General features: G+C 60.3%; 3 protein-coding genes. All 3 read left to right on the top strand.

All coding sequences use genetic code 11. The features are described from left to right. The first annotated feature begins 355 nt into the window (after nucleotides 1-355). The 3 genes from ACLPJJ_RS03830 to adhP all read left to right on the top strand — a co-directional run bounded on the left by ACLPJJ_RS03830 (nucleotide 356) and on the right by adhP (nucleotide 2670). Complete coding sequence (locus tag ACLPJJ_RS03830; protein ID WP_443589610.1) at nucleotides 356-556, top strand: hypothetical protein; 201 nt, start codon at nucleotides 356-358, stop codon at nucleotides 554-556. A gap of 87 nt (nucleotides 557-643) precedes the next feature. Then, nucleotides 644-1585, top strand: coding sequence for an L-lactate dehydrogenase (locus tag ACLPJJ_RS03825; RefSeq protein ID WP_443589608.1), 942 nt, complete (start codon nucleotides 644-646; stop codon nucleotides 1583-1585). Between the two features lie 56 nt (nucleotides 1586-1641). After that, a complete protein-coding gene (adhP, locus tag ACLPJJ_RS03820) occupies nucleotides 1642-2670 on the top strand; it encodes an alcohol dehydrogenase AdhP (protein WP_443589606.1) in 1029 nt (342 codons plus the stop codon). Nucleotides 2671-3172: the final 502 nt, after the last annotated feature.

The raw sequence follows: 3172 nt of genomic DNA, 5'->3' as shown, positions 1-3172 counted from the left end.
TGGTGAAGCTCGGACGCGCGCTCAAGCGGCCGTTTCAATGTAGTTTGGGGTGAGGAGGAGGGTGGGGTGCGATGCATTGCCTTTAATTGACGCAAAATCGGCGGCAGCACTCGGCGCGATCATCACGGTCAGCTGTGACTCGCTGAAGGCAGATGTGAACGCTCGTTCAGCCCATCCCGCGGCCGCTTCATCATGGCCGTGATCGTGCACAGCCAAGATTTTGCGTCAATTAAAGGCAATGCATCGCCGGACCGTTATGGGACGGATTTGCCAATCTCATCTGGTATCTTCGCGTTACCAGCCGGCGCTCTGGTATGCTGTTCTGACTTGGCTCGATCGGAGCGACCAGCAGTGGATGGCTGCTGAAGGGTGCGGAATTATCCTCGTGCCGCTGTCCCTTATCGGCATCGTCTATTTGCCCAGCATACTTCAATATTATGTCGCAGGATTCGCCGCGGCGATGATCCCCTGCACGATGATCAAGGAAGTCAATTCCGATAAGGTGAGGCGTAGCGCCATCGATGCGACAGCTTTCTCATTTTCACGGCTTTCCTGACGCCTGCTTTCATTCTGGCGCTGCTTCGCGCGCAATATGTTCGCTCATACTGTTAGAATATTCCATCATCGATATAGGAGGAATGGCATGAAAATCGGGATCATCGGCGCTGGTCAGGTTGGCGCCACCGCTGCTTATGCCATGACAATGCGCGGCGTAGGCTCAGAGATCGTGCTCGTCGACCGCAAGGCGGAGCTGGCCGTGGCGCAGGCGCATGACATTCTGGACGCCACCCCTTGGTCATATCCTGTCCGGGTCCGCGCCGGGGAGATAGCCGATCTCGCTGGCGCGGGCCTTGTCGTGCTGGCGGCCGGCGCCAGCCAGAAACCCGGCGAGAGCCGGCTGGATCTGCTGTCGCGCAACGCCGAAATCTTTTCCGGAATTATACCGGCAGTGCTGGCGGCGGTATCGGATTGCATCTTCCTTGTGGGGTCCAATCCGCTCGACATCATCACATACATTGTGACAGTCCTCGCTGGCCGGCATGGGTTTCCGCCGGAACGGGTGATCGGCTCCGGCACCATTCTTGATTCGGCGCGGTTCCGCACGCTGCTCGCCGCGCATCTCGGGATCAGCCCGGCATATATCGATGCTCGTGTGCTCGGCGAACATGGCGACAGCGAGATATTGCATTGGTCGGGCGCCATGGTTGGCGACATCTCAGTGGCGGAGGCCGCGCGCCAGATGGGGCGGGAACTCACGGACGCTGACAAGAGCCGTATCGATACCGCCGTGCGCCGCGCTGCCTATAACATTATCCAGGGCAAGGGCGCGACGTGGTTTGGTGTCGGCGCTGGTCTCGCCCGCATCGCTCAGGTCATCCAGGGCGATGAGCGGGCGCTGATCACCTGCTCCATGATGACGCAGGATTGCCTGGGCGTGCGCAACGTGGCCCTGTCGTTGCCGCGCGTTCTGGGCGGGGGCGGTGTCATGAAGACGTTCATGCCAAATCTCGACGCCGGAGAGAGCGCCGCGCTGAAGCGGAGTGCCGAGATCTTGAAGGAGATGGCGGAGGAGGTGCGGCTCTAACAGCCGCCCCGTGACGACATATTGCGAAATTCAGTTTAACTTTGGAGAGACCATCAATGACCAAGACCATGAAAGCGGCAGTCGTCCGCGAATTTGGAAAGCCGCTGGTAATCGAAGAGGTTCCGGTGCCAACGCCAGGCGCAGGGCAGATCCTTGTCAAAGTCGCCGCGACGGGTGTGTGCCACACCGATCTGCACGCCGTCGACGGCGACTGGCCGTTCAAGCCGAACCCGCCTTTCATCCCCGGGCATGAGGGCGTTGGCCATGTCGTCGCGGTTGGCCAGGGGGTAGGTTTTGTGAAGGAGGGCGACCGCGTTGGCGTGCCCTGGCTCCACGACGCCTGCGGCCATTGCCGGCACTGCCTTGGCGGCTGGGAGACGCTATGCAAGGAACAGCATAACACCGGCTATTCGGTGAATGGCAGCTTCGCCGAATATGTTCTTGGCGACGCCAACTATGTTGGGCATCTGCCGGCCAACATCGATTTCGCCGAGATCGCGCCGATCCTGTGCGCGGGCGTGACCGTGTACAAGGGCCTGAAGGTGACCGACACGCGGCCCGGCGAGTGGGTGGTGATTTCCGGCATTGGCGGACTCGGGCATCTCGCCGTGCAGTACGCGAAGGCGATGGGCCTGAATGTCCTTGCCGTCGACGTTGATGACGCGAAGCTGGAACTTGCCAAGCAGCTCGGCGCGGTGCTGGCCGTCAATGCACGCACGACCGACCCGATCGCCTATGTGAAAAAGGAGATTGGCGGGGCGCAGGGCGTGCTGGTCACCGCAGTGTCGCCGAAGGCGTTCGCGCAGGCGCTCAGCATGGCCGACCGCGGCGGCACGGTGGCGCTGAACGGTCTGCCACCCGGCGATTTCCCGATTAACATCTTCGATACGGTGATCAACGGCATCACCGTGCGTGGCTCGATTGTCGGCACGCGTCTCGACCTGCAGGAGGCGCTGGATTTTGCCGGGGAAGGCAAGGTCAAGGCAACGGTTTCGACCGACAAGCTGGAGAACGTCAATGATATCTTCGCAAAGATGCATCATGGTGACATCCAGGGCCGCATCGTGATCGACTTCCGGAAATAGGCATCCCGGCTGCACCCGATGGTGCTGACGGAGTTACGGAACGCGCCCGGTATGGGGCAAGCGTGCGTGTTCCGTAACCGATGCGAGCAGGCCCCCCCGCGGCGCGGCTGTAATTGCCGGACACTGAAGCCTCGAATTTGGGTGGCGTGATATTATGGATGTGGATCGGCAAGGTATTTCGGTGCCAATCGGCGCACCAACCATCAGATTTAGCTGGGTTTTATGGAGCCACATCGTGACGCCGATTCACACGCTTTGAACTCGGCGCCCATGCGCCGACAGTACTCCGAGGCGATCCAACCCGGTTAAAACAAGTGCTGGTCAATTTGGTCGGGAACGGGATTAAATTCACACACCAAGGCAGCGTCACGGTAGCTGTCAGCCGTCGCGCAGTGGTCACAAGCCAGTGAAATCGTGAATGCGTGGCTTAAGGGAGCGGATGCCGCTCTGTACCATGTGAAGAACCTCGGGCAAAATCGTGTCTACCCCGCAGCAGCTCAAA

The sequence above is a fragment of the Acidocella sp. genome, from assembly GCF_052326845.1.
Taxonomy (GTDB): domain Bacteria; phylum Pseudomonadota; class Alphaproteobacteria; order Acetobacterales; family Acetobacteraceae; genus Acidocella.
Note: the sequence above shows the minus strand (reverse complement) of the source record. Positions and strands in the feature narration are given on the sequence as shown.

What these genes read in the sequence shown, in the direction of transcription:
- ACLPJJ_RS03830 (WP_443589610.1), top strand. Translation starts at nt 356, where the DNA reads ATGGCTGCTGAAGGGTGCGGAATTATCCTCGTGCCGCTGTCCCTTATC.
- ACLPJJ_RS03825 (WP_443589608.1), top strand. Translation starts at nt 644, where the DNA reads ATGAAAATCGGGATCATCGGCGCTGGTCAGGTTGGCGCCACCGCTGCT.
- adhP (WP_443589606.1), top strand. Translation starts at nt 1,642, where the DNA reads ATGACCAAGACCATGAAAGCGGCAGTCGTCCGCGAATTTGGAAAGCCG.